General features: G+C 62.8%; 25 protein-coding genes. 10 read left to right on the top strand and 15 right to left on the bottom strand.

Annotated features, from left to right (window positions below; translation table 11 throughout):
• Nucleotides 1-167: 167 nt before the first annotated feature.
• From AB5Y94_RS19260 to AB5Y94_RS19250, 3 genes are all read right to left on the bottom strand, one after another.
• Entirely contained in the window at nucleotides 168-458 is a 291-nt protein-coding gene (locus AB5Y94_RS19260; protein WP_368206336.1) for a hypothetical protein, read from the bottom strand.
• Nucleotides 459-736: 278 nt separating this feature from the next.
• On the bottom strand, nucleotides 737-2,743 hold the full coding sequence (locus AB5Y94_RS19255; protein WP_368206335.1) for a methyl-accepting chemotaxis protein: 2,007 nt from the start codon (nucleotides 2,741-2,743) through the stop codon (nucleotides 737-739).
• 193 nt (nucleotides 2,744-2,936) lie between these two features.
• Nucleotides 2,937-4,232 carry an aromatic amino acid transport family protein gene (locus AB5Y94_RS19250; protein WP_368206334.1) on the bottom strand — a complete coding sequence of 432 codons (1,296 nt, stop codon included), beginning with the start codon at nucleotides 4,230-4,232 and terminating at the stop codon, nucleotides 2,937-2,939.
• Between the two features lie 257 nt (nucleotides 4,233-4,489).
• On the opposite strand from AB5Y94_RS19250, the gene AB5Y94_RS19245 reads away from it, so the two are divergent.
• The 4 genes from AB5Y94_RS19245 to AB5Y94_RS19230 all read left to right on the top strand — a co-directional run bounded on the left by AB5Y94_RS19245 (nucleotide 4,490) and on the right by AB5Y94_RS19230 (nucleotide 7,627).
• A complete protein-coding gene (locus tag AB5Y94_RS19245) occupies nucleotides 4,490-4,873 on the top strand; it encodes a Rid family detoxifying hydrolase (protein ID WP_005299455.1) in 384 nt (127 codons plus the stop codon).
• 22 nt (nucleotides 4,874-4,895) lie between these two features.
• Entirely contained in the window at nucleotides 4,896-6,185 is a 1,290-nt protein-coding gene (locus AB5Y94_RS19240; RefSeq protein ID WP_368206333.1) for a serine dehydratase subunit alpha family protein, read from the top strand.
• 58 nt (nucleotides 6,186-6,243) lie between these two features.
• Nucleotides 6,244-6,897 carry a transcriptional regulator gene (locus tag AB5Y94_RS19235; protein ID WP_005299461.1) on the top strand — a complete coding sequence of 218 codons (654 nt, stop codon included), beginning with the start codon at nucleotides 6,244-6,246 and terminating at the stop codon, nucleotides 6,895-6,897.
• A 142-nt stretch (nucleotides 6,898-7,039) separates the two neighbouring features.
• Nucleotides 7,040-7,627, top strand: coding sequence for a histidine phosphatase family protein (locus AB5Y94_RS19230; RefSeq protein ID WP_368206332.1), 588 nt, complete (start codon nucleotides 7,040-7,042; stop codon nucleotides 7,625-7,627).
• A gap of 49 nt (nucleotides 7,628-7,676) precedes the next feature.
• On the opposite strand, the gene AB5Y94_RS19225 is transcribed toward AB5Y94_RS19230, so the two are convergent.
• On the bottom strand, nucleotides 7,677-10,820 hold the full coding sequence (locus tag AB5Y94_RS19225; RefSeq protein WP_368206338.1) for a DUF3427 domain-containing protein: 3,144 nt from the start codon (nucleotides 10,818-10,820) through the stop codon (nucleotides 7,677-7,679).
• Nucleotides 10,821-10,974: 154 nt separating this feature from the next.
• On the opposite strand from AB5Y94_RS19225, the gene AB5Y94_RS19220 reads away from it, so the two are divergent.
• Both AB5Y94_RS19220 and AB5Y94_RS19215 read left to right on the top strand, forming a co-directional pair.
• The gene (locus tag AB5Y94_RS19220) at nucleotides 10,975-11,466 is read left to right on the top strand and encodes a hypothetical protein (RefSeq protein WP_368206331.1); all 492 of its coding nucleotides are present in this window, start codon (nucleotides 10,975-10,977) and stop codon (nucleotides 11,464-11,466) included.
• A gap of 126 nt (nucleotides 11,467-11,592) precedes the next feature.
• Nucleotides 11,593-11,961, top strand: coding sequence for a VOC family protein (locus AB5Y94_RS19215; RefSeq protein ID WP_201988509.1), 369 nt, complete (start codon nucleotides 11,593-11,595; stop codon nucleotides 11,959-11,961).
• Nucleotides 11,962-12,084: 123 nt separating this feature from the next.
• Here AB5Y94_RS19215 and AB5Y94_RS19210 read toward each other — a convergent pair whose 3' ends face one another.
• Nucleotides 12,085-13,668 carry an alpha/beta hydrolase gene (locus AB5Y94_RS19210; protein WP_368206329.1) on the bottom strand — a complete coding sequence of 528 codons (1,584 nt, stop codon included), beginning with the start codon at nucleotides 13,666-13,668 and terminating at the stop codon, nucleotides 12,085-12,087.
• A gap of 470 nt (nucleotides 13,669-14,138) precedes the next feature.
• On the opposite strand from AB5Y94_RS19210, the gene rluF reads away from it, so the two are divergent.
• Nucleotides 14,139-15,188 (top strand): 23S rRNA pseudouridine(2604) synthase RluF, encoded by a 1,050-nt coding sequence (rluF, locus tag AB5Y94_RS19205; protein ID WP_368206328.1) that lies wholly within the window; start codon nucleotides 14,139-14,141, stop codon nucleotides 15,186-15,188.
• A 76-nt stretch (nucleotides 15,189-15,264) separates the two neighbouring features.
• On the opposite strand, the gene AB5Y94_RS19200 is transcribed toward rluF, so the two are convergent.
• From AB5Y94_RS19200 to AB5Y94_RS19190, 3 genes are all read right to left on the bottom strand, one after another.
• Nucleotides 15,265-17,145: an exotoxin A binding domain-containing protein gene (locus tag AB5Y94_RS19200; protein WP_368206337.1), complete on the bottom strand. Its 1,881-nt coding sequence runs from the start codon at nucleotides 17,143-17,145 to the stop codon at nucleotides 15,265-15,267.
• A gap of 344 nt (nucleotides 17,146-17,489) precedes the next feature.
• On the bottom strand, nucleotides 17,490-18,710 hold the full coding sequence (locus tag AB5Y94_RS19195; protein WP_368206327.1) for a cyanate transporter: 1,221 nt from the start codon (nucleotides 18,708-18,710) through the stop codon (nucleotides 17,490-17,492).
• The gene (locus AB5Y94_RS19190) at nucleotides 18,703-19,206 is read right to left on the bottom strand and encodes a nucleoside deaminase (protein ID WP_368206326.1); all 504 of its coding nucleotides are present in this window, start codon (nucleotides 19,204-19,206) and stop codon (nucleotides 18,703-18,705) included. Before AB5Y94_RS19190 ends, AB5Y94_RS19195 begins: the two co-directional genes overlap by 8 nt.
• A gap of 105 nt (nucleotides 19,207-19,311) precedes the next feature.
• Here AB5Y94_RS19190 and AB5Y94_RS19185 point away from each other — a divergent pair, with 105 nt between their 5' ends.
• Nucleotides 19,312-20,160 carry a LysR family transcriptional regulator gene (locus AB5Y94_RS19185; RefSeq protein ID WP_368206325.1) on the top strand — a complete coding sequence of 283 codons (849 nt, stop codon included), beginning with the start codon at nucleotides 19,312-19,314 and terminating at the stop codon, nucleotides 20,158-20,160.
• Nucleotides 20,161-20,182: 22 nt separating this feature from the next.
• Here the strand turns inward: AB5Y94_RS19185 and AB5Y94_RS19180 are convergent, their stop codons facing one another.
• From AB5Y94_RS19180 to AB5Y94_RS19155, 6 genes are all read right to left on the bottom strand, one after another.
• Nucleotides 20,183-21,325, bottom strand: coding sequence for an MFS transporter (locus AB5Y94_RS19180; RefSeq protein ID WP_368206324.1), 1,143 nt, complete (start codon nucleotides 21,323-21,325; stop codon nucleotides 20,183-20,185).
• A gap of 166 nt (nucleotides 21,326-21,491) precedes the next feature.
• On the bottom strand, nucleotides 21,492-21,959 hold the full coding sequence (locus AB5Y94_RS19175; protein ID WP_323991870.1) for a GyrI-like domain-containing protein: 468 nt from the start codon (nucleotides 21,957-21,959) through the stop codon (nucleotides 21,492-21,494).
• A 40-nt stretch (nucleotides 21,960-21,999) separates the two neighbouring features.
• Nucleotides 22,000-22,155 carry a pleiotropic regulatory protein RsmS gene (gene rsmS / locus AB5Y94_RS19170; protein WP_005299504.1) on the bottom strand — a complete coding sequence of 52 codons (156 nt, stop codon included), beginning with the start codon at nucleotides 22,153-22,155 and terminating at the stop codon, nucleotides 22,000-22,002.
• 79 nt (nucleotides 22,156-22,234) lie between these two features.
• Nucleotides 22,235-22,705, bottom strand: coding sequence for an acyl-CoA thioesterase (locus tag AB5Y94_RS19165; protein ID WP_017784440.1), 471 nt, complete (start codon nucleotides 22,703-22,705; stop codon nucleotides 22,235-22,237).
• A 20-nt stretch (nucleotides 22,706-22,725) separates the two neighbouring features.
• Nucleotides 22,726-23,025 carry a hypothetical protein gene (locus AB5Y94_RS19160; protein ID WP_017766007.1) on the bottom strand — a complete coding sequence of 100 codons (300 nt, stop codon included), beginning with the start codon at nucleotides 23,023-23,025 and terminating at the stop codon, nucleotides 22,726-22,728.
• Complete coding sequence (locus AB5Y94_RS19155) at nucleotides 23,022-23,873, bottom strand: DMT family transporter (protein ID WP_368206323.1); 852 nt, start codon at nucleotides 23,871-23,873, stop codon at nucleotides 23,022-23,024. The genes AB5Y94_RS19160 and AB5Y94_RS19155 overlap by 4 nt, the downstream gene beginning before the upstream one ends.
• A gap of 62 nt (nucleotides 23,874-23,935) precedes the next feature.
• Here AB5Y94_RS19155 and AB5Y94_RS19150 point away from each other — a divergent pair, with 62 nt between their 5' ends.
• Both AB5Y94_RS19150 and AB5Y94_RS19145 read left to right on the top strand, forming a co-directional pair.
• The gene (locus AB5Y94_RS19150) at nucleotides 23,936-24,586 is read left to right on the top strand and encodes a tellurite resistance TerB family protein (RefSeq protein ID WP_279974400.1); all 651 of its coding nucleotides are present in this window, start codon (nucleotides 23,936-23,938) and stop codon (nucleotides 24,584-24,586) included.
• A 156-nt stretch (nucleotides 24,587-24,742) separates the two neighbouring features.
• Nucleotides 24,743-25,261 (top strand): N-acetyltransferase family protein, encoded by a 519-nt coding sequence (locus AB5Y94_RS19145; protein ID WP_368206322.1) that lies wholly within the window; start codon nucleotides 24,743-24,745, stop codon nucleotides 25,259-25,261.
• A gap of 40 nt (nucleotides 25,262-25,301) precedes the next feature.
• Here the strand turns inward: AB5Y94_RS19145 and AB5Y94_RS19140 are convergent, their stop codons facing one another.
• Nucleotides 25,302-26,741: a PLP-dependent aminotransferase family protein gene (locus AB5Y94_RS19140; protein ID WP_368206321.1), complete on the bottom strand. Its 1,440-nt coding sequence runs from the start codon at nucleotides 26,739-26,741 to the stop codon at nucleotides 25,302-25,304.
• Nucleotides 26,742-26,784 lie beyond the last annotated feature (43 nt).

Here is a 26,784-nt window from a genome sequence, read left to right as displayed (position 1 = left end):
GTGACTCCGGATAACACGGTAGGGGTACCGTTTTGTTATCCGGTTTGAAGCCGTATGACCACTCCCTTTTGTGGGCAACTGTCAGGTGAATACCACCTCCATACAGCCCTTCCTTGGGGGGCGCCGGCCATCGCCGCTTTGCCGATTAGTAGCATCCATTGGTTTACTCAATTGCCCCGGTTTTGCCCCCGCAGTGCCTTGCCGAGCGCCTGCACGGCGACGGCCGCGGCGTAACCGGCGTCCGACTTGCCCATCTCGTCGGCCACGTAGAGGAAGTTGGAGCCATACTTCTCCACCGCCTCGCGCGGGTTGGCCGCGTCGATGAAATCCTCTTCTACCTCGAACCCCTGCGCCAGCAGCGCGGCTTTCTCAATCAGAAAGGTGGGGGAGGCCATGTCGATAAAGGTGTACTGCTGCCGGTTGGAGGCCGGGATAGAGAAAAACTGGTACTTCGCCATTTGCGATACCTCGCTTGAACGGTTGTGTCGTGATGCGAGCTTCCTCTCGTCGAACTCTCGTCGAACTGCCTCTCGGGCGTCGAACTGATCCCCGGGCCTGTTGCAGGAAAAAAGGTAACGTTCGAATCTTGTTGTGGCTGCAGATTACCCCGCTTTCATCTCATTGCACAATGGCTAGTCGATACTTTTTTCGCCAAGAAAAACAATGCAGCCTGACGGTCTGAATTTGCAAAAAAAGCCAGCCCGGCAAGGGGCTGGCGTGGGTGACGGGCGCCGGCTCAGAGCACGAAGCTTTGCACCATGGCACGCAGCTGCTCGGTGAGCTGGTGGATCTGGCGGGCGGCGTCGCGGGCCGCGTTGGCTACCTGCAGCGCTTCGTCGCTGCCATCGGAGATGCGCACCACGTTGCGCTCTATCTCGTTGACCACGGCCCCCTGCTGCTCGATGGCGCTGGCAATGACCGAGTTGGTGTCGACCATGCTGCCCACCCGCTCGGTGATGGCGCCAAAGGCCTGCTGGGCCTCCTGAGCGAGGCCGACCCCCTCCTGCGCCTCGCGGCTGGCGGCGGACATGGCGCTGACCGAGGCGCGGGCGCCGGTCTGCAGCTGCTCGATCATCTGCTGGATCTCGACCGTGGCCCCCTGGGTGCGACTGGCCAGCGAGCGTACCTCGTCGGCCACTACCGCGAAGCCTCGCCCCTGCTCGCCGGCACGGGCCGCCTCGATGGCGGCGTTGAGGGCCAGCAGGTTGGTCTGCTCGGCGATACCACGGATGACCCCGATGACGCCACCAATCTGGCTGCACTGCTGCTCCAGCTGGCCGATGGCCTCGGCGGTGCGCAGCACCTCGCGGTTGATGTGGTCGATGGCGGTGATGGTGCGCTCGACCACTGCCTCGCCCTGACTCACCACGGCCTGCGCCTCCTGGGTCATGCGGGCGGCCTGCTGGGCGTTGCCCGCCATGTCGTGGGAGGTGGCGGCCAGCTCCTTGATGGCGGTGGCCACCTGATGGGTCTCCCCTTGCTGATCGGCGATCACCTCCTGGGAGCGGCAGGTCCGCGCTTCGATTTCGGTGGCGCTCTCCACCACGCTGACGCCGTTCTCCCGCACCCGCAGCATCAGGGTGCGCAGGGTCTGCAGGGTTATGTTGTAATCCCGGCTGATGGCGGCCAGCTCATCCTGGCCGACGATCTCGATCTGCTGGCCGAGATCCTGGGCGTTGACCCGGGCGGCGATCTCCCGCACCCGGCCCACGGTGGCGCGCAAGGAGAGGTAGGCGCCGATCATCAGGTAGAGATAGACCAGCAGAATGGCGGTCAGCGGCCCGGTCACCCACCAGAAGTGGCGCTGGTTGGCGGTCATGCGCTGGTGCAGATCCGCCTCCAGCCGCTGGCGCACCTGACCGGCCAGCGCCGTGATGGCGGCATCCAGCCCATCCCCCAGCGCCAGCACCTCCTTGCTGGAGAGCTGCACCTGCTGATCCTTCATCATCTTGTTTTCCAGGGTGTCGACCCCCTGATGGGCCTGCTGCAGCAGGGCGTCGGTCTGCTGGCCCAGCTCGCTGCGATAGGTGGGCGCCATCTCGTAGAGCAGGGTCAGGTCGGCCTCAAGCTCCTGCAGGGTGGCGTTGATGAGGTCGAGGCGAAAGCGCAGGGCGCTATACCCTTGGGCCTGAAACAGGCCGAAGTCGGCGATGGTGGCGGCCCTGTCCCGCACCTGGGCCAGCAGGTCGCGCAGTTGCGGTAGCCGCTCGCTGGCGAGCACCACCATGTAGTAGGTGCCGAGCGCGGGATCCTGCACCAGGCTGCTGGCGGCGGTAATGCTCTTGTAGAGGTGGCGCACCTCGGTCAGCAGCTTGTCGTGGCGCAGGTTGCTCTGATCCACCTCGAGCCCGAGCGCCTCGTTTTGCAGGCCGGCCCAGCCCTGGGCGAGGGCATCGAAGGTGGGGTTTTGCTGTTTGGTGGCGGCGAAGGCGGCCAGGCTCGCATCGACGGCCCGGGCCGCGGCCTTGACCTCCTCTTCGTCGACCGGATTCTGCTCATAGCCGTGCCGGGTGACCAGGTTGCGATGGGTCAGCAGGGCCTGTTCGATGGCGGGCAGCGGCGCCAGCTTGACCACGCCGGCCAGCTCCTTGCGGGCCTGGGCATTGTCGTCCTGCAGCCGGCCCAGCAGGTTGGTCATGCTGTAGGCGAGCGGCAGCAGCATCAGGCAGGACCAGAGCAAAAACTTGTACTTGAAGGAGAGCTGATTGCCGAGCCGGATGGCGGGCATGAATATCCATTTCATATGAAGCCTCGGGCCCCGAGGGGGGCGTGTAGCGGGATGGCTGGATATTACTCCTCGCCGGGGAGGCTCGGTTGGAAGGGCGGTGGAAGTTGTGATCCTCTTGGCTTTTTCACTCAGGAAGGGGGCTGAATGGGTCAAACAGACGGGCCACCCTCAGGGTGGCCCGCCGCCGATGACACAGGGTGCCGGCAGATCAGTTGAAGGCGAGGAAGGGCGAGACGCAGAGCAGCAGACCGGTGACGATGATGATGTAGAGGGAGACCCCCTTGTACTTGTGCAGCGCTGGCACCTGATAGACCAGGTAGGCCGGGATGAGGCAACCCACCATGCCGAAGATGGGGCTGCAGATGGAGGTGAAGCTCAGCACCGGGGCGTTGAGCACGATGGCCCCCCAGGAGAGCAGCACGGTGAACACCATGATGCCCTTGCCTACGAGCCCCTTGTTGATGCGATCTTCTGGCATCACCCGGCGCAGCAGGTTCATCGCCAGCCCCTGGCAGGCCTCGCGAAAGCCGAGATAGACGCCGAAGTAGGCGGTCATCACCGCGAAGATGTTGAGGGTCAGGCTCAAGAGTTTGAGGGTCTGGCCCGGCATGCCCTGGGCCACCATGGCCAGCGCCGAGATGTTCTCCTCGGAAGCCTTGACCGCCTGCTCGTGGCCCATGGCCAGGGTGAAGGAGACGGCGTAGAAGAACACCACCACGAACAGGATGCTGAAGGCGATGTTCATGGCGCGCATCGCCTTGAAGCGGGCCACTTCCAGGGATTTTTCCCGCGAGCGGTAGGAGATCACCATGGGGCTCAGGCTCTGGATGAAGAGAATGGAGGTGAGGGTGAAGGGGAGCATGACGATGGCATCCTTCAGCCAGTCACCGCTGGCCGGCATGGCGGTGATGTTGGCGGCATCCCATTTGCCCACCATCATCAGGCCGAGCACTGCCACCACGCTGATCTTGGTCAGCACCATGAAGGTGGAGATCTTGAACAAGAGGTTCTCGCCGCGCGATGCCAGCGCCACCAGGGCGCAGATCAGCACCAGCCCGTAGAAGGGATTCTCGGAGAGCAGTTGCTGGGTGACCCCGAAGCTTTGCAGGAAGGAGGCGCTGTCATTAGTGATGGCGGTGGAGTAGACGAATACCCAGATCACCAGCATCACGAAGTAGAGGGCGCCGAGCAGCACGCCCCAGTTCTTGCCGAGGTAGCCGCTGATGACGCTGGGGTAGTCCTTGCACTCGGGCGAGGTGGCCAGGGTATTGATGAAGAGGCGCTGGAACATGTACATGGCCGGGTAGCCGATCACCGCCGACAGCAAAAACACCCACAGCCCCATCAATCCCACCTGCACCGGCAGGAAGACGATCCCCGCCCCGATGGCCATGCCGATGCTCATGATGACCCAGCCCCAGTCGGTGCTGTCAAAACGAACCGCTTCTTTCCATTCCAGCGTGCCCATCACGGGCCGGGTGAGTGTCGTACTGTGCGCGTCCATAAAATACCTTGTTTTTGTAGGGGTAAAAATCAAGTGCAAATATAGTTGAATAAAAAGTGGCAAAACAATGTCTTTTATCGCTCTTGTACCCAAAAAGGGAGGCTGATCACGCTTTCCATTTGCACTATTACCGAATTTATCGCTGTTTTTGCAGGTTTTTGTTGAATGAAATGATTAATGAGCAAATAATATTGAACAAGACAAGACTGTTGATTACAAATGATTGCAAAAATAATTGCATTTTAAGGAGTGGCGATATGAAAAAGATCATAGTGGCGGATGCCGCACCCGATGCCATCGGTCCCTACAGCCATGGCACAGCCTATGGCGACCTCATTTTTACCTCTGGCCAGCTGCCGGTGTGCAAACAGCAGGGCGGCGTAGTGGAAGGGGGCATCGAGGCCCAGAGCCGTCAGGCGCTGGAGAACCTCAAGCATGTCTTGGAGGCCGCCGGCGGCAACCTGGATACCGTGCTCAAGACCACCTGCTATCTCGCCGAGATCAGTGATTTTGCCGCGTTCAACGAGGTTTATAAACGCTATTTCCTGAAAGATTGTCCGGCCCGCAGCTGCTTTGCCGTGAAGGATCTGCCGATGGGTGTCAGGGTGGAAGTGGAAGCGATCGCACACATCGCTGGTTAATGTTGATAGAAAGGGTGTTCTGATGAAGCAAGCGTGGCAGCAGTATCTGCAGATTATTCAACAGGTTGTCAAACCGGCGCTGGGTTGTACCGAGCCCATCGCCGCCGCTTATGCCGCCGCCGTCGCCGCCCGGCAACTGGGCTGCAAGCCCGTCCGGCTGGAGGTGGTGGTCTCGGACAACCTCTACAAGAACTCCATGGGGGTCTATGTACCGGGCACCGGCAAGATCGGGCTGGCCATTGCCGCTGCCGCCGGCGCCATCGGCGGCAACGCCGAGGCCGGGCTGGAGGTGCTGGCCGCCATCACGCCGGCTCAGGTTGCAGAGGCGCAGGCGTTGATCGATGCAGGCCAGGTGCAGGTGAGCCGCACCTCGGCCCCCGAGTTCATCTATTGCCGGGTCCGCTTGCTGGGCCTTGATGCAGAGGGCACCGAGCACAGCGCCGAGGTGACCCTGTGCGGCGGCCATACCCGCATCGTCGAGCAGCGCCGCAATGATGAAGTGACCTTCACGGCCGAGCAGGGCCAGGGCGGCGCCACCGGCGCCATCTGCGACGGGGTCGACATCAGCATCTCCGCCATTCATGAGTTCGCCACCCAGGTGGAGTTCGAGCAGATCCGCTTTATCCTGCAGGCCTCCGAGCTCAACGGCAAACTCTCCGACGAGGGGATGAACAACCCCTATGGCCTCGAGATCGGCCGCACCATGCAGCAGAACATCCAGGCCGGTCTCATCGGCGAGGACGTGATGAACCGCATCGTGATGCGCACCGCGGCGGCCTCCGATGCCCGCATGGGGGGGGCCAGCCTGCCGGCCATGAGCAATTTCGGCAGCGGCAACCAGGGCATCGCCGCCACCATCCCGGTGGTGGTCATCGCCGAGCGCTTCGGTGCCAGCGAAGAGCAGCTGGCCCGCGCCCTCATCATGAGCCACCTGGGGGCCATCTACATCAAGTCCCACTATCCGCCGCTGTCGGCCTTTTGCGGCAATACGGTCACCAGCGCGGCGGCGGCCATGGCCATGGTCTACCTGGCGGGCGGCAGTTTCGAGCAATCCTGCCACGCCATCCAGAACGTGCTGAGCGACAGCGCCGGCATGGTGTGCGACGGCGCCAAGGCCTCCTGCGCCATGAAGGTGAGCACTTCCTCCGGGGCGGCGGTGCGCGGCTTCCTGATGGCGCTCAACAGCCATGCAGTGTCGGGGCAGGGGATCGTGGCGGGCAACGTGGAGCAGACCATTCGCAACGTGGGCCAGATGGTCAAAGACGGCATGTCTGCCACAGACAGCACCATTATTGATATCATGTCCGCCTGAGTGTCCCTGTCGGCTGCCGCCCTTGCCCGGGTCGGCGGCCCTTTTATAAGGTTTCAATGTGAAGCTGCAAGAGCTGAGTCAGACCGATTTCGAGATCCTCAAGGCGATGGAGATCATCGTGGACGGCATCGCCGCCATGTATGGTCAGCACACCGAGGTGCTGCTGCATAGCCTGGATGCGCGTAATCCGTCGATCATCAAGATTGCCAACGGCCATATCACGGGGCGCAGCGTCGGAGCCCCCATCACCAACCTGGCGATGATGAAACTCAAGAGCGGGCAGGATATCTCCAGCCCCTACATGACCAAGTGCGCCACCGGCAAGACGCTGCGCTCGCTCACCACCGTCATTCGCAACGGCGAGGGGCAGGCCATCGGTCTGCTCTGCATCAACACCGACATGGATGCACCGCTGCAATCCGTGCTGCGCACCATGATGCCGGAGTGCCTGCACGGCCACGATGGGCATGCTACCCCGGAGGTGTTTGCCCGCAACATCGACGAGGCCCTCAACAGCACCATCGACACCGTCAGTGCCGAGGTGCGCGGCAACGAGGCGGTGCCCCCGTCCCAGAAGACCCGGGTCATGGTCAACCAGCTGCACGAGCTCGGCATCTTCGAACTCAAGGACAGCGCCCAGATAGCGGCTCGCCAGCTCGGCATCTCGGTTCACTCCATCTACCGCTATCTGCGGGAGATCAAGAAGGGCTGAGCACGGAGCCTGCCGGCATAAACGGGTCACCATTGACCCGTTTTGTTTTTTTCTTTCCCCCGTCTGTGCCTTGGCTGCCCCGGCACATCTGCTACCATGCCTCTCTTGTTTTTGTTATCTCGTTGAACCTGCTGGAGAAACCATGTCCCGTACCCTCTATCTGCTGCGCCACGGCCAGACCCGTTACAACGCCGAACTGCGACTGCAGGGGCGCTGCAACTCCGAACTGACCGCCAAGGGCGAAGCCCAAGCCCTCGCCATGGGGGCCCGTCTGGCCAAGCTGCTGGCCGAGCCCGCCGACTGGACCATTTACGCCAGCCCCCTCGGCCGGGCGCGCCAGACCGCGGAGCGGGTGTGCCAGCAGCTTGGCTTGGACCAAGCGCGTATCGTCTGGGACGAGCGGCTGGTGGAGTTGGGGATGGGAGAGTGGGAGAGTCGCCGGGTACCCGAGCTGCTGGCGGCCCACCCCGAGCTCGATCTGGAGCAGCCAGACTGGTACCTGCAGGCCCCAGAGGGGGAGAGTTTTCAGAGCATTCAGGGCCGGGCGCTGAGCTGGCTGCAGGATGAGCGCATCGCTGAGCGCGCCATCGTGGTCTCTCACGTGCTGTTTGGCTCCATGTTGCGCGGCGCCTATGCGGATTTGGACTACACCACCACCTGGCTGCAGGAGCTGCCGCAGGATGCCTTCTTCAAACTGAGCGGCGGCCGCATCGAGCGGATCCCCTGCTGACCCAGACCAACACGGCTCGCCAATGGTGAGCCGTTTGTTGTTTAGTCGTTTAGCCAACGGCCAATTTTGCTGCATCCTTCCACATAAATGGCGGCATCGGGGTACTGAGACGCCATTTAATGTTCATCGGTTGGCTGCCAGTGTGGGATACGTACTCCACCTCACCAAAGTTCACAAAGCCAAGGGGGCGGCCAAATTCATCTTTGCTCTGCTCGCGGACGAACAGAAACAAGCGCTTACCCTCTGCTCTGTGGTTTATGTAACTCAGCCCCTTACCCCGTTCTGGGCGAGCGCTGTTTTGGCTCTGCCAATGAAACAGCGACTCGTTGATGGCGTAGTCGTGATAACGGGTAGTGGGGGAGAAGTGCTGTTCCGCTTTGTTCAAGGTCACGAACAGCAACTCAATATTTTGTTCTGCGATGACATACACCCCTTCGCGAGCCGTGGGTTGCTGCGCGAAGGTGGTCGCGCCAAAGCCAACCAGCACCTGCTCTCTGGCATAGCGAGCATGCAGTTGCAGCGGATTACCCGGAAGGTTTGGCATGGCGCTTTGTTCGTGTTGCACCCGGTTGACCAGCATGGGCAACAGATCTGCCAGCTCGGCCCTCAACTCTGGTTGATTGAGTTGTTTCAGGCTGTGCGCCAAGGAGCTAAAGCCTGCGTTGGGGCCGCTCTGTTGCCAGAAGTCGTAATGGCACATCAAGGCCATACGTTCATCGTGCTCAGGCGTTAAGGTAAAGGCGCTTTCCACCAAGGTTTGTAAGAAGTTCAAGTAATGGAGCGCATCACAACCCAATAGCCGGGTTCTGATAGCCCGGGTATAGAGGGTAGATAGCTTCTCATCGCTCATTTCAGAAACGGTGTGGTTGCGGGCCTGTCTGACCAAGGCGCTCCAGTTACCGCGTTTGTAGATCTCCTCAAGGCTGATGTGAGGGTAGAACTTCAAAAAATTCGCCAGTGTCAGCGGTAAATTGCAATCCTGTGAGAAACGGCGGATCAGGCCCATGAGGCGCGAGGTATTGAGGGTCGCTTTCTTGATATTGCTCAGAATGAACTCTTGGGTCTGTTTTGAGAGTTCGATGCGGCAGCCCAAGGGGGCGTGAGGGAAGCCTTGTTTGATCTCGTGGCTGATCGCCTTATTGGTTTTACCCACCAGTGCCCGGAATTTCTGGGCAAAGTCATACTCCGCATGGGCATTCCCAACAAAGTCCAACACGGTGCAGCACTCTTTATCGCTCGCCAGCCGCAGGCCCCGCCCTAATTGCTGCAAGAAAATGGTGAGGCTTTCCGTTGGTCGTAAAAACAGCAAGGTATCGACTTCCGGGATATCAACCCCTTCGTTGAAGATGTCCACCGCGCAGAGAATACTGATAACGCCGGTACGCAAATCTTGTTGTTTGCTATGGCGCTCGTCTCGGTTATCGCTGGTGAGGATGTCAGCCTTGATGCCCTTCAATAAAAATGCTTTGCACATAAAATCGGCATGTTCCCGGCTCACACAAAATGCCAGCGCTTTGATCTTGGTAATATCGGTGACGATCTCATAGAGGCTCTGGACTATTTTCTGCACCCGCTGTTGATTATGGGTATAGATATTGGTGAGCTCAGTGATGTCATAACGACCATTTTTCCAAGTCACTTGGCGCAAGTCAGTATCATCATCGATACAAAAATATTGGAACGGGCAGAGATGGCGACGATTGATGGCCTCTGGTAAACGAATCTCCGCTGCGATGACACCACAAAAGTCAGCGAGGATATCACCGCCATCATGGCGCTCTGGCGTTGCGGTTAATCCCAACAGAATGTGAGGTTCAAAGGCAGCGAGCAGACCACGATAACTGACCGCTGCAATATGGTGAACCTCATCGATGACGATGTAATCGAAATAGTCTGGGCTAAGACGTAAATTAGCCAGCTGGTTATTCAAGGATTGCACCGAGGCAAATAGCTGACGGTAGTGAGTAGGCACGGCACCGCCGACCAAGAGTTCGCCAAAATTGGATTGCTTGAGCACTCCGCGGTATGAGGCCAATGCTTGGCGTAAAATCTCCTCTTTGTGGGCGACAAACAGGAACTTGGCGTCGGGTTTGGTTTTCAGAAAACGCGCAAAATCAAAAGCGGAGATCAGGGTTTTCCCTGTTCCGGTGGCCGCAACCACCAAGTTACGGAAGCGCTGGTGTAAAGTGCGCTCCATCGCCAATTGCTCAAGGATCTCCTGTTGATGGGGAAATGGCGCGATATCAAAGAAATAGGCAGGGCTATTTTTGTCCCCATCCCCACGGGCCTCTTGCAGCGCATGCTGCAATTTTGTTCGGCTTTCGAGCTTGCCATCAAACAGCTCAAAATCATCGGATTCCCAATAGGTTTCAAAGGTACTTAGGGATTTATCGATAATATGAGGGATCTCTTGCGAGGTGATTTTTAGGTTCCACTCCAAGCCGCTGGTGAGGGCAGAATGAGAGAGGTTGGATGAACCTATATAGCCGGTATGAAAGCCGGTATTTCGGCAAAATAGATAACTTTTGGCATGCAACCGCTCACGCTGGGTGTTATAGCTGAGTTTGACTTCGGTATTGGGGAGGCTGGCTAAAAATTCAACTGCCTTGGCGTCGGTTGCACCCATATAAGAGGTAGTAATTACTTTTAATTGGTGGCCGCTGCGGGTGAACTCTTCCAGCTCATGACGGAAAATACGGATCCCTGCCCATTTGATAAATGAGACCAGCCAACAGATGTTATCTGCCGATAATATCTCCCGTTTAATCTCCGACTCCATCGACAAACCCGCATTGCTGCCGCAGAACAGCTCACTTTGCGTTAGACCGGTCAGAGGAAAAATATCTTCGGCATATTGCTTTAAATTGGCAGAGATGGGGTTATCCAACTGGTAGAGCGCCGTCAGAATTTTCCCCTGACTATCGATGAGGTTCTCGCCAATAAAATCTGGGTCTTGGGTGCAATCTTTTAGCCAAAGCAATAACTGGTTAGCCAGCTCAATCTGCCGTTGCAGCTGATCTTCTCCAGTAACAGAACCCACTGCATATTCCAAAACACGACTCAGAAATCTGGATAACCAGACTGCCGCTTCGGCAGGTTCAAGCTGGCGTTCCCCTACGTAAAAGCGCTCGCGGTCGAGTCGAGATGTCAGCAGTTGAGTAATGAGTTGTTCATAAATACCACATTGTTGCATCGAACACTGGCCTTGAACGTTGTACATGAGGGTGGCGAGAAGAGTATCATTTTTTCCAACCAAATCAGTAAGCTGTTGTCGCCTGTTACTCGTTTGAAAATTGCCCCGATTTTCCGTGATACAACTCGGTAGTGGTAACCACAAGGAGGTGGTGATGGATCCGGTTTCTTATCTCTTCTCGGCTTATCTCAATCTGGTACAGCAGCAGGTATCGGATATTTATGGCACTGAGCTCAAGTTGCTGGTGGTGGAGTATGAGGGGGAACAAATCCCCTTTGCCTTCCAGTTTTGGCAGCTGCAGCCGAAAAGCGTCTGCCACAGTTATGAGCAGGATGCACGGCGCTTCAGCCAATGCACCGTCAAGGCGGCGCTATTTAGCAAGCTGTGCGATCAGTTGTCCCGCCAGGACGACAGCCACTCGCAGCAGCCTCAGTATCGCGCCATGTATTGCGCCGCTTCAGTTAACTACCGCCCCATGATCGCCGATATTCGCGAGAGTAAACCGGATGCTGCCCGGCAGGCTGAGCGCGCCTGCAATCAGGCCATTCTGGCTGCGATGGACAGTGATGATGAAACCCTGCTGGCCCAGCGTGACCAGGCGTGTGGTACGCAGCAGAGAAGGCCAATGCCGCCTTCACTCAGCTAGCGGCTCTGCTCGGCCATCTTTGCGCCATTCGGCACAGTTGCCAGGTGGGCAATTGGGTATGATGAGGGGGCCCACAAGCCAGTCTGTCTGGCCAGCGCTATCGACACACATCAGCCAGGAGGGGACATGATCAGCCATATCGACCATCTGGTATTGACGGTCAGTGATATCGAGCGGGCCGTCGCGTTTTACAGCTCGGTGCTCAACATGGAAGCCATCACCTTTGGGGCGGGGCGCCGGGCCCTGCGCTTTGGCAACCAGAAGATCAATCTGCAACTGCTGGGGCAGGAGCCGCGCAACCGGGCGCAGGTGGGCTCGGGGGATCTCTGCCTCATCACCCGCTGGCCGCTGGAACAGGTCATCGCCCAGCTCCATTGCCACGGGGTGGAGATTGTGGAGGGGCCGGTGACCAAGAGCGGAGCCTGCGGCCCCATCGAGTCGGTCTACTGCCTGGATCTGGACCAGAACCTGATTGAGATCAGCCGTTATCCCTGATGGCGCTTGGCATCGGGTGACGGCCGGTGGATGTCGCCCTGCCGGGACGATCGGGGCAAGTGATGAGAGGCTCCGCGCTAACCGCATCCTGACACACAGCCGCAACGGGTCCTGACAAGGGCCCTAGAAGGGAGCCTCGTTCTCCTGCGCATCCTGTAGAAACTGTTCCCGCTCCGCCTGATAGGCGGCCTCGTCTTCGCTGTCCCAGACCGGGGTTGGCTGTTTGCCGGCCGGCGGTTGGGCAGGCGCTGTCAGCGTCTCTATCACCTTCTGCTGCAGATAGGGGAAGAAGGGGTTGGAGGAGGTGCGGGTGAGGGCGCCGGGGTTGACGATCAGCACCCCGCGCTCACCGCGCAGGGCCAACCCCCCCAAATTGATGCCGTATTGCTCGCGCTGTTCGGGCCGTGGCGCCATACCATAGAGGGGGTCATCCATCGGGAAGGGCAGGGCCACGTGGGAGAGGGAGTAGATCTCCCTGGGGTAGTCGATGTCGAGAGGCTGGATCTGCTCAGGCCCACCGCCGGCCGGCAAGCTGCTGGCCTGGGTGCGGGTGCTGGCGGGAGCCTGATTGCCCACCACTGTCAGCCGGTAGGAGAGCGGCGGGCGCGGCAGCAGGTGGCTCAGCGCCAGCTCGGAGGCGCTGCTCAGCAGCGGGCCGAACAGGGTGCCGCGGTTGATGTCGAACAGCACCAGCTCGCTGCCGTTGGCAGGCAGGAAGTGATAGAGATCGGCGATGATGGAGCGGGTACTGACGGTGTAGTCCATCACCGACTGGAAGGTGAGGGTGGGCGGGAAGGCCGCGAGTGTGCCGCTGGCAGCCTGCTCACGCACCTGCTGCTGGATGACGTGGGTCAGCCGGTAGGACTGGCGTGCGCCGTTGACCGGAAACGAGTTGTATTTGAAGGGGTTGAACTCCGGCATGGTGTCGAGCCAAGCGGCGCTGGCAAAGGCGGGCAGCAGGGCGGGCACCGCCTTGAGGCCGGCGAAGCGGGCAAAGCGGGTCACCCCTATCATGGGGGAGATGAGCACCAGTCGATCGGGCCTTGCCAGTGCCCCTCTCTTGTCACCTTCCGCATCGAGCGCATATTTCACCGCCAGCGCGCCGCCGTTGGAAAACCCCACCAGATGCAGCGGCAGCGGGCTTGGCGCCAGCACTTTGGCTTCGCGCACCGCCAGCCGGGTGGCGGCCAGCCAGGTCTCCCAGTCGATATCGACCAGCCCGGCCGGCACGGTACCGTGGCCCGGAATGCGCAGCCCCAGGGCGATGAAGCCCTGCTCGCGGTAGCGCTGGGCCAGGTGGCGCAGGCTGTAGGGGGAGTCGGTCAAACCGTGCAGGAACACCGCCACCCCTTTCACCTCGCCGCTTGGCCGCAGCAGATAGGAGCGGTTCCAGTCAGTTTCGAAATGAGCCGGATTGATGGGGGCATCCTGATAGTAGCGATTGCTGTCGAGCTGCTGCTCCGGCGGCGTTCTGGCGATCACTTCCTTGGTCACCAGCTCGAACAGCTGCTGCTCGTGGGCCAGATAGGCCTGCCAGTCGCTGTCATCGAGCTGCTCGGCGCTGAGCTCGGGCGGCACCAGGGTGTGCCAGGGCTGCAGCGGCGCTGCCTGCCAGGCGAAGTAGGCTACCAAGGCCCAGCCGAGCAGCAGCAAGCCCAGCAGGCTGAGAAGAAGGCGGCGAACGAGGCGGCGGGTGCGAGCCAGCATGGGAGAGTCCTTGGCACTGATAAAAGAGGGGCGGCCCCGCGTCCACGGCGGCCGTACTCAAGCTCGAAAGCTGGCTTAAAGCCTAAGGGAAACAAGGTGATAAGTACAGGCAGCAGGCCAGGATGAGGCAGATGAGGGGCGCCAGGAGGTGAGGCTTTGGGCATTGTCCGGGCTGGGGATAAGGCGCTTTCATGGCGGCACTTGCCGCCTGCTGAGCCGTTATATGGGGACGCATGGCGCGCCGTTTTGGCGTGACGCGGCGCGCATTTTGCGGGAAGCGGGAGGGGCCGGGTGCAACTATCCTGCGTGTGCGGCAGAGCAATGTGCTAATGTGCCGGCGTTTTTTGCTGACAAGGCCGACCTAGGCCGGTTTTAAAGATGGAGTGATATGCACAATTTTGACCTGGTGAGCCGGCCATCCCGCGCTCTGATGAGACATGCGCAGGCCGTGGGCCGCTGGCAGGTGACCCATGCTGGCTGATGAATCCATGCGTCTGAACAAATACATCAGCGAGAGCGGCATCTGCTCGCGTCGCGAGGCCGATCGTTTCATCGAGCAGGGCTGCGTCTTCATCAACGGCAAACGGGCCGGGGTGGGGGATCAGGTGTTTGCCGGGGATCTGGTCAAGGTCAACGGCCAGGTGATCGAGCCGCGCGAGGCGGACAGCCTGGTCTTCATCGCCCTCAACAAGCCGGTGGGCATCGTCTCCACCACGGAAGCGGGGGAGAAGGACAACATCGTCGACTTCGTCAACCACAGCACCCGCATCTTCCCCATCGGCCGGCTCGACAAGGACTCCCAAGGGCTCATCTTCCTGACCAACCACGGCGATCTGGTCAACAAGATCCTGCGGGCGGGCAACGATCACGAGAAAGAGTATCTGGTGACCGTCGACAAGCCGGTGACCGACGACTTTATCAAAGGGATGGCGGCCGGGGTGCCGATCCTCGGCACCGTCACCAAGAAGTGCAAGGTGAAGAAAGAGGCGCCGTTCGTGTTTCGCATCACGCTAGTGCAGGGGCTGAACCGCCAGATCCGCCGCATGTGCGAGCACTTCGGCTTCGAGGTGACCAAGCTCGAGCGTATCCGCATCATGAACGTCAGCCTCAAGGGGCTGCCGGTGGGCGAGTGGCGCGATCTCGACGGTGACGAGCTGATCGAGCTGTTCAAGCTGATTGAAGACTCCTCCTCCGAGGTGAAACCGGCCAAGGGGACGCAACCGGCCAATACCCAGGGTGGCAAACCCAAGGCACCTGCGGTGCAAGGTGGCAAGCCGGCACCGGGCAAGAAGCCACGGCGCGATGACGATCACGAGATTGGTGGCCGCCCCAACGTGCCTGGCCCGGAGGCGTTCGAGAAACGGACCCCGGCAGGCAAGGGGGCTGCGGGCAAAGGCGGCGCAGCAAAAGGCGGCTCGGCCAAAGGTAGCGCAGGCAAAGGCGCCCCGAACAAGGGGGCCAAACCGGCCGCCGGCAAGCCGCGCGCCGGTCAGGGTGGGCGACAGAAGAAGGGGCGCTAGGCGCTTTCTCACTCCCCGCGTTGACAGTAAAAAACACCGGCCACAGGCCGGTGTTTTTGTATCGATGAACCGCGATTCAGAGGTCTTCGCGGGGTTGGGTGGCGTAATCAGGCAAGCTGCTGATGGCGCTCTCTTCTTGAGGCACGCTGGTAGGGTCAAGATCGCCGCCGACGTTGCGCGGATCGGTCGGTATGGTGGAGGGGATCACTACCGCCTGCTCCGCCAGCCGCCAACCCAGAATGGTTTCCAGGCGTCCACCTTCCTCTTCCGGTCCTGTGATGGCTTCCAGCTGCAGCGGCAGGGGGTGACCAATCAGGCGGCCGACCTCATCGACGGCGCCGGGATCGGCCAGGGTCTGCTGGGTCGCGTAGAGGCGGGGCAGTGCGGCGCGGGGCACATACACCCGCAGCAGCACGCCATTGCGGATACGGCCGCGGGCATCCGCTTCCTGATCCTGGGCGTAACCGTAGGCGAGGGCCGGATCGCCGGCGACATAGAAGCCTTGCCAGGGGGCGATGGAGGATTGATCCCGTTCATGCACCCCCTCAAACACTATGCTGTGGGCGGCTTCGAGGAAGGTGCCGTGATAACCGACGAAGAGATAACCGCGCGCCAGCAGCTGGCGATGGGCCTGCTCCAGGCGGGTCACCGACCAGTTGCGAGTACCGGCCGTGCTGAAGCTGACCTCGTCCCCGTCACCCAGGAAGCTGGCACCGTTCGGATAGTCCCGCTCCTGCAGAGCATCGGCACTGTCGGCCGGTGCCAGGCAGTTGAGATCGGCGGCGGGGCAGGTGAGATTGACCACGTCGGCGCTGGCGGCCTGCTCTTGGCTATTGCCCGCCTGCTGGTGGCTGAAGGCATCGCTCTGGGCGGCCGCCATGCTCAGGGCCAGCCGTGCCTGGGCCGGGTTTTCCCGAATGGCTTGCGCCAGCTGCCCTCGTGGCGTTGAGCCATCCTCTGGCGTGGTGTTGGCCAGCGCCTGGGTGATCACGGTATCAAGCTGGGACCATGGCAGGCGGGTCAGCAGATAGAGGGTGACGAGATTGTGGACCGGATAGCCGCACTGGCTGAGCTCTTCCCAGCCTCTGGGTTGACGGCTTCTGGCCAGGGATTCAAGGGGTATGGCGCAAACCTGATGGGTGGTGAGGGCCGCCAGACCGTCTCCCTTGGCAAAGTGCAGCCGATGACTGATGGCGGTCGGCACGATATGGGTGTCGTGAGAGGCGGGTGCCCCGGCCAATACCCGGTAGACCTTGCCTTCCCAGGTATCACCCAGGTTGCAGGTGCGCTGCGACAGGTAGTTGTAGACCGCATCCAGCGGATCCAGCAGGCACAACACCTTGCCGGTGTGCCACTCGCTCCAGCGTTTCTGGCGGCTGTGCTGGGTGGGCGCCGCCACGAAGCCGACTCCGGCCGCACTGAGGGTGAGGCTGCGATTGATCTCGTTGTTTTCCACGTGCCTGACGAAGAGCGTCGAGTTGCTGGCCATGGTGCGCAGCAGGTCGTCGCTCACTTCGATGCTGTAGATGGGGGAGATATGGCTCACCTCGGATCCTGCATCCAGCTCGTGAAAGAAGACCTTGATGCTGGCGGGGGCATCGTCGCCGACGGGAACCAGCCAGTGCAGCGACCAGTTGCCGCGTCCCTGGCGGGTATAGCTGTAGGTGCGTGGGCCCTTGCCCGCGGTGGCGCTGGTCAGGGTGATGGTGGTGCCATCCGTGCGCAAGGTCAGCGCATTGCCGAGGGCCAGCTTGAGGCTGTCTCCCCCTTCCTCCAATACCATGGAGTAGTGCAGTACCCCGGAATCGGCCTGTTCACCCAGCAGGCTGGCGACATCGAGCTGGCTGGCACGCACCCCCTGGGCCAGATCCAGGGTGCAGCGGGTGGCGCACTCCTGCCACAGGTTGAATGACTCGTCGGCCATGACCGGTGAGATGGCACCGCCTAGCATGGCCAAGCCACCGAGTAGAGAAGCCCATTTTGTGTTTGTCTGCATGTGATTTCCTTTGTGTGATAGCAAAGCCACTGGCGCGTGGCGCTCTCCTCCCTGATGAATACAGCCTCTTCCCTGTCAGACGAAACGAGATTAATTCTCGTCTGAGTGCCTTACCTTAATGGGCTCATATGGCAGCACAACCCTCCATATGGGAAGGTTTAATATGTTATAAATCAGATGGATATGCAGTTCTTTGCTGATGATTTGCTCAGCTGGCCCGATACCGGAAAGCGAGCAAAGGATGGGAAGGAATAGCAGGGGGGTGAGCTTGCCTCCTCATTCGGGAAAGAGGAGGCGAGCGCAGATCAGTTGATGGGGGCAGGAGCAGGAGAGGCTGTGGCCAGCTTCATGGCACGCGGGTAGCGGCGCGGATCCAGTCGCAGCACCAGCAGGCTCATCAGCACCAGGCCGGCCAGTTGCCACTGCCAGGCGGCGGCGAAGTCACCGCTCAGGTGATGCAGGCGGGCCGCCACCCAGGGGCCGGTGGCCGCCAGCATGAAGCCGAACCCCTGCATCAGGGCGCTGAGGGTGCCGGCACGGCGCGGATCCGGCAGGTGATCGAGCGCGATGACCATGATGAGGGAGAAGCTGCCGCCAAGCCCGGCGCCGCACAGCATGCACCAGAGGATGGGGGCGGCAGTCGGCGCCAGCCAGAGGCCGCCAAAGCCTACTAGTTGCATGGCGATGGCCAATCCCATCCAGGGTCGGCGGTCGAGCCGGCGGGCGGCCAGCAGCGGCAGGCCGAGGCCGCTCACGGTCTGGGCCAGCGCCAGCCAGGCCACCAGCTCGCCCCCCTGCTGGGGGCTCCAGCCCAGTGCCATGTAGGCCGGCGCCAGCCAGGCCACCACGATGCCGTAACCGCTGTTGATGATGCCAAAGCAGCTTATCAGCAGCCAGCTGCGGGGCAGGCTGATGAGGCGCTGCTCGCCGCTGCCGGATACCGCCACCGGCGCTGCGGGCAGCCGTACCCGCCAGCTGAGCCAACCCATGGCCAGCAGCACCGGCAGACTCCACAGCGCCAGCGCCTGGGACCAGTCGAGCCGGGCGGCGAGCTGCGGGGTGAGGCTGGCACCCAGCGCCCCGCCTCCCATCATGCAGGCCGAGAAGATGCCCATCACCAGCGGTACCTTCTGCGTGAACGCCTGCTTGATGAGACCGGGCAGCACCCCCTGCACCAGGGCCGAGCCCAGCCCGCAGAGGGCGGCGCTGGCGATGAGCAGGGCGCCGCTGCCTGCCTCGAAGCGCATGGCACTGCCCATGCCCAGCAGCAGCAGGGCCGCCCCCAGCAATTGGTGCGGCCCGCTGCGACTGCGCAGGGCCGGGGTGAGCAGTACGCCGCCGCCGATGAGCCAGAGCGGCAGCAGGGTCAGCCAGGCCAGGGTATCCATGCCGAGCCCGAGCGCCTCGGCAATGTCGCGGCTCAGGGGGCCGATGGCGGTGAGAAACGGCCGCAGGTTGAGCCCGATCAGGATCACCAGCACTAGCAGGGCCTGCTGCTGGCGCGTATCGATACGGGCCTCAACCATGGTCTGGTGCACCATAGAGCTCGGCGGCGGCCAGCGGGCTCGGCAGCTTGATAAGCGGCAGGGGGGGCGGCGCGAGGGGCAGGCCCAGCTTCTGGTAGGCGGCCGTGCTGTCAAAGCCGAACGGGGCCGCATCCTCGTTATCGAAGGCGTAATAGACGGCGGCGATGCCGTTCATCACCAGGGCACTCAGGCACATGGGGCAGGGGTGACCGCTGGCGTAGACGATGGCGCCCGCCAGCGGCCCGACCTGGCTGGCCTGGCGCAGGGCTTCCAGCTCGGCGTGGCGGGTGGGGTCGCCATCCTGGTGCATGCCGTTGACGGCGCTGGTCACCAGCTGGTTGCCTTGCACCAGCAGGGCGGCAAAGGGTCTGCCTCCCTGCTGGCGGTTATGGAGGGCCAGTTGCAGCGCCTGCTCCAGCCACTCCTGATGGCTGGGATTGGCGGTCAGCGACGCGATCAGGCGTGAGCCGGCGGGTTCGACAAGGGAGTGGGGCATGACGGATCCTCAAGGCAAGGGGAGGAGACCAGCCTAGCGGGGAAGCCAGTCATGGGGAAATTAAATGATAGAATGGCATGCAGTGGTTTTGTAAATGGAGTCACCATGCTGGATCCCCTCTTGCTGCGCAGCTTTGTCGCCATCGTCGACAGCGGCAGTTTTACCCGCGCCGGTGAACGGGTGCACCTCACCCAGTCCACCATCAGCCAGCAGATGCGGCGGCTCGAGCAGCAGCTCGGCTGCCCGCTGCTGGACCGCTCCGGTCGCCAGGTGGTGACCACGGCAGAGGGGGAGAAGCTGCTGGGGCTGGCCCGCAGCATCCTGGCCCTGCTGGCCCGGGCCGAGGAGCAGGTGGCCGAGGCCAGCCTGCAGCTGAGCCTGGGAGTGCCGGAGGATTTTGCTGCCGGCGCTATCGCCCCTGTGCTGGCGGCCTTTGCCCGCGATTACCCGCAGGTGCGGCTGGAGGTGCACAGCGGCCTCAGCCACGAGATCTGGCAGCGCTTCGAGGCCGGCGAGCTGGACTTGGCGCTGGTCAAACAGGCGCGGGGACAGGGGGCGCCGCGCGCCTGCTGGCGCGAGCCGCTGGCCTGGGTCGACAGCCGAGCCTGGCCCGCCAGTGAGCGGGATCCCTTGCCGCTGGTGGTGTTCCCGAGCGAAGGGCTCTATCGGCGGCAGCTGACCGAGGCACTCGACGCTCTGGGGAGGCGTTGGCGCATCGCCTACGTCAGCGCCAGCCTGGCCAGCCTGCAGGGGGCGGTGAGCGCCGGGATCGGGGTCAGCCTGCTGCCCCGGCGCCTGCTGCAGCCGGATCAGCAGGAGCTGACCCACTGGCCGGCGGTGGCGCCGGTGGAGCTGGCGCTGCACCTGGGGGCGGAGCGCGGCGAGCCACTCACGCGCCTTAGTGAGGCCCTCACCAGCCTGTGTGATCGGGTGATGGGGCCCGCTGAGCGGTGAGGGGACGCAGGCCGGGGCCTGCTTAGCGCACCCTGGTGCGCACGATCAGCAGGGTGATGAGCGCCAGGGTGAAGACGAGCGGGGCCCAGGCACCGTGATGGCTCACCAGGGTGGCGCCGGCGGCGGCTACCCCGGCCACTCCCTGCTGCAGGAAGCCGCACAGGGCCATGGCGTAGGCGCCGTGCTCGCGGCCATCGCTCACCGCCAGCGCCATGCTGTTGGGAAAGAGCACCGCCTGCCCGAAGATGATGAGGCAGTAGCAGGTCATCATGGCCACCAATCCACCGCTGCCCTGCAGGGCGCCCAGTGCCCAGAGCAGCAGCATGCCGCTGGCCGCCAGCAGTATGAGTGCGGCCCCCTGGCGCATCAGCTGGCGGCCTCCCACCCGGGCGACCCGCCGGTTGACCGTCATGGCGCCGGCGAAGTAGGCGATACCGATCAGCAACCCCAGACTGCCGAAGGTGGTGACCTCGAGGGCAAACCCCTGCTGCAGCACGAAGGGGCTCACCTCCTGCAGGGTCACCGTGATGGCAAAGCCGATGCCGCCGGCACAGGCCGGCCAGAAAAAGCCGGGGCGGCGCAGCAGGCTGGCGTAACGGGCCCACATGCCGCTGCCCGTCGCCGCCGGATTGGGCCCCTGCAGCGGCAGGCTGCTCATCAAGAGCAGCGCCAGCACACCGACCCCGGCCATCAGCACGAATCCCAGCTGCCAATGGGCATAACGGCTGATGAGGCCGCCTATCCACTGACCACCGCCGAGGGCGGTGATAAAGGCGATGGAGAGCACCGAGAGGCGGCGCGCCAGCTCATCGCCGTGCCAGTGATCCCGCACCAGGATGCGGGCGATGATGGCCGCCCCGCCGGCCGCCACCCCTTGCAGGGTGCGCAGGATCAAGAGCAGCGGCCCCTGGCTGGTGGTGGCCAGCAGCAGGCTGAGGCCGACAAACAGCAAGAGTGACAGGGCGAGGGGCAGCCGGCGGCCGTAGCGATCGGCGGCGGCGCCCCAGAACAGCACCGGCAGGGCAGCGCCGATGACGAACAACGAGATGGAGAGCTCGACCCCCTGCCTAGTCATGGCGAGATCCGTCATCACCACGGGCAGGGAGGGGAGGTAAACGGTGGTGGCCATCTGGGCCATGAAGACGATGAGGCAGGCCAGCGTCATGATGCGGGCGGAGCGACTCCAAAGACCAGCCTGGTCGAGACATTCCTAGTTATCCATAACAACTCTTGGGCAGTAGGGGAGCCATATCCTTGCACCGCCCGTGCGCCGAGTCAGCCCCTCGTCTGGGTTAAACCTGGCCGGTTTATCAGAGCAGAGCGCGGTATGTTCAGGCGATGGCCTGGCGCGGCAGCACGGCGAGCCAGAGTTCGACTTCGCCGCTGCCGGTGTCCGGGTCAAAGGCGGCGCCATAGCGCTCGAAGTCTGGCTTGTGGGCCGACTGGTAAGCGGACTGTGCCAGCCACTCCAGCGCCTGTTGCCAGGTGTGCGGCATGGTCGAGACATGCCCCCGATGCAGGAAGACGGCATAGGTCTGGGGCTCGATGCGCATCCGCCCCAGCGTCTTGGGCAGTACTTCCAGCGCGGCGACCTCCACCGCACACATGTATTCGCACTCGGTGGCGGTCACGCCGCAGATGACGCCATAGGCATGCTCACCCAGCTGGCCCGGCAGCGGGCCCAGGGCGCTGAAATCGCGCCATTGGCCGCCGAAGTCGGCGTGGGCGAAGGCATGGTGACGGCGCAGGCCGCCGAGCAGCATGGGGCGGCCGGTTTCAAAACGAACGGGATCCGTCATGACACCTCCTGTGCAAGGTGGGGTGGCAAGGCAACCTTGCTCAGCACTCCTTGCCTTCGTTGAGCTTGCGCTGATAGTCCGCGGAGACGATGGCCAGCGCCGCCAGGGCGAGGGCCGGCTCAATCCGGTTGGTCTCCAGCAGTTCGATGAGATCCACCGCGAGCTGGACCTCGGGCGGGGCAGTTTCCAATGACATGACAGACTCCGTAACGGGGAAAACGCCATTATACAGGGCCGCACCCGGATGGGGACCTGTCTGGTTGCGGGCGACCCGGCTAGAGGTGCTGGCGCATCTCCTGGTCGATCTGCTCGCGCAGGGCCATCAATTTGAGGGCGTACTGCTGCAACTGCCGATCGCTCTCGCTCTGCGGTTGCCACTGGGGCACCGGGGTCGGTTTGCCGTGCTCGTCCATGGCCACGAAGATGATGATGCAGTGGGTGGTCTTGTGACGCTCTCGCTGGGTCGGGTGGCGGCTGTAGACATCCACCGCCAGGTGCATGCTGGTGGTGCCGGTGTGGATCACCTGGGCGTGTACCTCTACCAGCTGGCCTATCTGGATGGGGCGCAAAAAGCGGATCCCCCCCACATAGACGGTCACCGCGTAGCCGCCACACCAGCCGGCGGCGCAGGCGTAACCCGCCTGATCGATCCACTTCATCACCATGCCGCCGTGCACCTTGCCGCCGAAATTCACATCGGCGGGCTCGGCCAGAAACTGCAGGGTCAGCTCGCGGGGTGGGGTCATGGGGTCTCCTTGATTGAGGGTCATTGCCGGTAGCTCTTGCGATAGGCATCAGCCTGCTGGCAGGGGGGAAGGTTGTTGAGATCGGGCCGTTTGTTGCCCTCCCGCTGGCCGAAGCTGGCGAACTCCTGCTGGCACTTGGCGGCCTTGCCGCCCGCCTTGATGCAGGCGTCGATCCGCTGTTGCTTGCCCTGTTCGACCAGCTGTTGCTGGGCCTGCTGGCAGGCGGCATCCAGCTTGGCCTGTTTGGCATCTCTGTCCTCCACTGCGGCCAGCAGGGGGAGCGAGAGGGTGCAACCGAGCAGCAATATGAGCATCTTCATGATGACTTTTCTCCTGATGGGGGGCGTCCGGCGATGACCAGGGCGATCCCCCCCAGGATGCCCAGGGTCGACAATACCAAGCGCAGCGACCAGGACTCATCCAACCAGATGAGCCCGGCCAGGGCGGCGAGCAGGGGCACCAGCAGCTGGACGCTGGCGGCCAGGGTACGGCCAAGGTGAGGCAGCACCAGATACCAGAGCGCATAGCCAAGGCCGGAGGCCAGCGCCCCCGAGGCCAGGGCATAGCCGATGGCGGCGGGGCTGGTCTGCAGTTGCCCGAACAGCAGATAGAGCAGGGCGGCCGGCAGGCTGGCGCGTAGAAAATGGCCGGTGTTGGCGGCGACCGGGTCGGCAAAGCGCGAGGCCCGCAGGGTATAGCCGGCCCAGGCGATGCCGGCCACTATCATCAGGGCCGCCCCCAGCGGATCCGGCGCACTGAGGCCGGGCAGCAGCAATACCACCAGGCCCGCCATGGCGAGCAGCAGGCCGAGCCACTGGCGGCGGGGCAGAGCCTCCCCGCGCAGCAGGGGCGGCGCCAGCATGCTGAGCTGGACGGCGGCAAACAGCAGCAGGGCGCCGGTGCCCGCGGTCAGGGTGAGGTAGGAGAACGAGAACGCCGCGCCATAGGTGATGAGGGCCAGGGCACCGCCCCAGTCCCCCTGGCGGGGGGATTTTTGGCGCACGCCGCACAGCAGCACCAGCACCAGGGCGCCGCTGGTCAGGCGCAGCAGGGTGAAGAGGGCGGGATCCATCCGCTCTTCGAACAGGGCGAGCCGGCAGAGCACCGAGTTGGCGGCGAACGCCGTCAGGGTCAGCAGGGTCAGCGACAGCAGGCGGGGCAGCGGCATCCATTCACCTTGAGTTCAGTGGGGCAGGTTCAGCATGGTTCACCATCCAACGAGGAGGTCCCATGAAACAAATGCTGGAGCAATTGATGGGAGCTGGCAAGGGCTGGCTCAACGAAGGTGGCGACAGCCGCAAGGCGCAGATGAAGGGGATGGCGCAAGGGGGCCTCGCCGCCGGTGCCATGGCCCTGCTGCTTGGCAACAAGAAGGTGCGCAAATATGGCGGCAAGGTGGCGGCGGTGGGCGGCGCGGCGGCCCTCGGCGGCCTGGCCTACAAACTCTATCAGGATTGGCAGGCACAGCAGGGCAGCCCGGCGCAGCCGACCCAGCCCCTCGATACCCTGCAGGGCAATGCGCTGGATGCCAGAGCCGCCCTCCTGGTGCGCGCCATGGTGGCGGCGGCCCGGGCCGACGGCCATATCGACAACGACGAGCGTCAGAAGATCCAGCAGTACCTGACCGAGCAGGGCCAGAGCGACGCGGCCCGCTGGATTGATGCCGAGCTGGCTCGCCCCCTGGATCCCCACGCCCTGGCGCGGGAAGTGACCGACATGGAGCTGGCGACCGAAGTCTATCTCGCCTCCCTGCTTGCCATCGACGTGGATCACTTCATGGAGCGCGGTTATCTGGACGAGCTGGCGCGCGCCCTCAAGCTCGATGAAAACCTCAAAGGCAGCATAGAGCGCCAGGTGGCCCAGCTGGATGCCCCCGCCTGACCCCCCGCTCAGTACATGGATTGTCGATAAGGCCCCGTGACGGGGCCTTGTTGTTTTCAGATGCCGGCCAAAGGCTGTTGCGGCACTTCTTGTCTGGCTTGTCTGGCTTGTCTGGCTCGGCAGCCACTATGATGGAGCCCTGATCAAAGGGAGCAGATGAGACCGTCTCATCGCCAGGACACATCATCGTCAGGACACAGAGGCAAGGAGCATTCATTGGAAATACGCAAGGCACGTGAGCAGGATATAGACGCCATCCTCGAGCTGAACCGGCAGATAGGGGAGATCCACTTCGCGCAGGCGCCGCAGGTATTCTGCCCGCCATCCCCCGAGGAGCGGGCCTTTTTGCTGGCAGCCATTGCCGCCGAAGGGCGCCTGTTTTGCGTGGCCGAGCAGGAGGGGACCGTGGCGGGCTTTCTGACCGCCCGCATCGACATCAACGAGACCATCCCGTTTCTGAGCAAGGAGCCCATCTGCCGCATCGGCACCCTGGTGGTCGATGAGGGGCACCGCTCCCGGGGGATCGGCAAGGCGCTGATCGCCCATTGCGATGAGTGGGGCAAGGCGCAGGGCGCCAGCCAGTTGCGGCTGGAGGTGATGGCATTCAACGAGCGCGCCAAGGCGCTCTACGAGAGGTTGGGGTTCAAGATGCTGTCACAGACCATGGTCAGATAAACCCGTTTCAACCGGATAATTTCGCAAGAAAAAGGCCCCGTCATGGGGCCTTTTGGTCTTTGACGGGAGTAGTGTCCAGCTGTTGGTGGATAAGTTCGGCCAACCGGGTGAGGGCCGCCTCCAACTGCTCGCTCCAGGGATGGGAGCTGTTGAGTCGTAGGCAATGGTTGTGCAGCCCCTTGCTGGAGAAGAGAGCGCCTGGCGCCAGCGAGAACCCGCTGGCCAGCGCCTGGGCGTGCAGGGCGCGACTGTCGAGGCGCGGGTCAAACTCGAGCCAGAGAAAATAGCCGCCATCGGGGGAGGAGATGTTCACTTCCCCCGGCAGCAGGCGCAGCAGGGCGGCCCGCATCTGCTGCTGGCGCTGGGCCAGGGTGTGGCGCAGCCGGCGAAAGTGGGCATCTACCCCGCCCTGGCGCAGCATCTCGGCCAGCGCCAGCTGGCTGGGCACATTGGTGGAGAGGGTCGACATCAGCTGCAGCCGCTGCACCCGCTCGGCGTGGCGACCGGCCACCACCCAGCCGACCCGAAAGCCCGGTGCCAGACACTTTGAGAAGGAGCTGCACAGCAGGCTCTCGCCCCGGATATCCCAGTATTTGATGGGCCTTGGCCGCTCACGGCCAAAATAGACCTCGGCATAGACGTCATCCTCCACCAGTGCCACCCCGCGTCGGTTGAGCAGCGCCATCAGCGCCTGCTTGTGCTCATCCGGCATGGTGTGACCGAGCGGGTGCTGAACATTGCCCATCAGCCAGCACGCCTTGATGGGGCGCTGGGCGAGGGCCTCCTCCAGCAGGACGAGGTCGATGCCCACCCCGGGGATCACCGGGATCTCCACCGCATTCAACTTGAGCCGCTCGATGGCCTGCAGGGCGCCATAGAAGGTGGGGGACTCCACCACCACCCAGTCACCGGGCTCGGTCAGCACCTGCAGACTGAGGGAGAGTGCCTCCATGGCGCCGGTGGTGATGATGATCTGCTGGGGGTCCACCGCCAGCCCCTCGCTGGCGTAACGCTGGGCGATGGCCCGGCGCAGCGCCTCGTTGCCGGGGGGCAGGTCTGCCACCGTGCTGAAGGGGTCGAGCCGGCGCATGCAGCTGGCCAGCGCCCGGCCAAGCTGGGGATGAGGGAACAGGGTGGGGTCGGCCACCGACATGCCAAGGGGCACCAGCCCCCGTGACTTGCTCGCCTGCAACACCTCGAACACCAGATCGTTGATGTCCACCGAGCCGCTGTAGTGCGCCTGCTGGGGCAGGCTGGCGGCAGGACGGGAAGGCGCCGCCTTGACGTAGTAGCCGGACTGGGGGCGGGCGAGGATCCGCCCCTGGCTCTCCAGCAGCTGATAGGCCTGCAGCACCGTCATGGGGCTCAGGCCATGGGTCTTGCAGCTCTGGCGGATGGAGGGGATGCGCTCGCCGGGTTGCCACACCCCGGCTTCAATCTGCTGTTGCAGGCGGTCGGCCAGCTGACGGTAAAGGGACATGTGATGCAGTAACTGTTATAGGTGTAATTCAATATAACTGCAT

Origin of the sequence: Aeromonas sp. s5, assembly GCF_040907865.1 — a bacterium.
In the GTDB taxonomy this organism is placed as follows: domain Bacteria; phylum Pseudomonadota; class Gammaproteobacteria; order Enterobacterales; family Aeromonadaceae; genus Aeromonas; species Aeromonas dhakensis.
The sequence above is the reverse complement of the archived record's forward strand: the minus strand, read 5'-3'. Positions and strand labels throughout refer to the sequence as shown.